Origin of the sequence: Glycomyces sp. NPDC021274 (assembly GCF_040641195.1) — a bacterium.
Taxonomy (GTDB): Bacteria; Actinomycetota; Actinomycetes; order Mycobacteriales; family Micromonosporaceae; genus Glycomyces.
The window spans coordinates 1-1,534 of record NZ_JBFADC010000057.1; the positions used below are offsets into that span (position 1 = coordinate 1).

3 protein-coding genes are annotated in these 1,534 nt (G+C 66.7%); all 3 read left to right on the plus strand.

Annotated features, from left to right (window positions below; translation table 11 throughout):
- A partial coding sequence (locus AB0I03_RS26500) for a nucleoside-diphosphate kinase (protein WP_360417328.1) occupies positions 1-424 on the plus strand: 424 nt, incomplete at its 5' end.
- Between the two features lie 79 nt (positions 425-503).
- Entirely contained in the window at positions 504-803 is a 300-nt protein-coding gene (locus AB0I03_RS26505; RefSeq protein ID WP_018088334.1) for a hypothetical protein, read from the plus strand.
- Between the two features lie 163 nt (positions 804-966).
- Positions 967-1,534: hypothetical protein (locus AB0I03_RS26510; protein ID WP_360417330.1), on the plus strand; the 568-nt coding region annotated here is incomplete at its 3' end.

Here is a 1,534-nt window from a genome sequence, read left to right on the forward strand (position 1 = left end):
CATCACTCGTTTCGAGGAAGCCGCGCTGAAGATCGTCGGCACCAAGATGAAGTGGATGGACGAGGAGTTCACCCGGCGCCACTACTTCGATCTGGAGGAGCGGCTGGGGTCGGAGGTCTACCGCGTCACGTCGACGTTCATGCAGCAGGGGCCGGTCATCGCGCTGGTGCTGGAAGGGTTCGACGCCATCGCCACGGTGCGGAAGATCGTCGGCAGCACGTACCCGAACCAGGCGCCGGCGGGGACGGTGCGAGGCGACTTCTCGCACTACAGCGCCGCGGGCAGCATCGCCTCGGGCAAGGCCGTGGCCAACCTCGTGCACGCCTCCGGCAACAAGGAGGAAGCGCAGCAGGAGGTCGAGCTGTGGTTCGACAAGGACGAGCTGCACGACTACAAGACCCTCGCGGAGATCTACACGTACTAGCGGCGGGTTACAGCGTCACCGCGGGGACGCCGATGCGTTGAGCACCACCAGTGCACGACCGAACTTCAGAGGGGAAACCATGACCATCCAGACCCGCCTGGCCTCCGCCGAGGAGCTGGAGTCCGTCTTCCAGCGCGAACTGACGACAGACCGGTGGGCCGCCACCGAGACCGCGTACGCCCTGGCCGTACGCCACCGCGACCTGGGCGACCGACCCAAGTCCCGTGAGTGGGTGCAGCAGTGCCTGCGACTCCTGGAGGGCTTCCCCAGCGACACCGAAGAGCAGGTGGCCACCAGCCGCACCTCGGTGGGCGGTGTCCAGCTCCCCACCTACCTGCACGAAGGCGTAGTCCGGGAACGCTTCGGCGACCTGGACTGACTAGTGATCCATCCGGCGGGGTGGTGAGCCGGGCCGAGTGACGGCCGCACCGCCCCGCCCCTGCCCCACAACCGAAAAAGCAGCAGCCGTCCGAACCAGCACCCACCCCCTTAGCGCCGGTCCGGCTGGCTCCGTCATGCCTGATTCAGGAGGCGATACGCCCATGCCCATCGAGATCGAGATGCGTGCCCGCTTCGACAAGGAGGCCCGTGACCAGCTCGTCGACCGTCTGAAGAGGGACGGCGAGGACCTGGGCCCCGACGACAAGCACATCTACTTCTACGTACTGCCGGACCAGTTGCTGAAGGTCACCGACAACACGGCTGCCGGCACCGCCAAGATCACCCTCAAGGGAAGCAAGATCGGCCAGGGCGCCTCATTCGCGGAGACGGAGTTCGCCATCGCCCCGGCCGACGTGGGCGCCGCGGTGAAGCTGTTCAACGCTCTCGGGTTCGAGGAAGAGATGCACGAGGCGTCCAATCTTCGGCACAACTTCCGCTTCGACGGTGTCGAGATCGCGGTCAAGTGGAGCGAGGCATGGGGATACCACGCCGAATTCGAGGTCCTGCTGGACGACGACGCCCCCGACGCCGCTCGTGCCGTGGCAGCCGCCAAGATCACGGATGTCGCCAATGTGGAACAGCGGCGCGGGCAGCCTGTGCCCGGTGGCGTCGAGCCACAGCGACGAGGGCCCGGGCAGGATCCGGATGCCGTGATGCGGCCAGATCGGG

What these genes read in the sequence shown, in the direction of transcription:
- AB0I03_RS26505 (WP_018088334.1), top strand. Translation starts at nt 504, where the DNA reads ATGACCATCCAGACCCGCCTGGCCTCCGCCGAGGAGCTGGAGTCCGTC.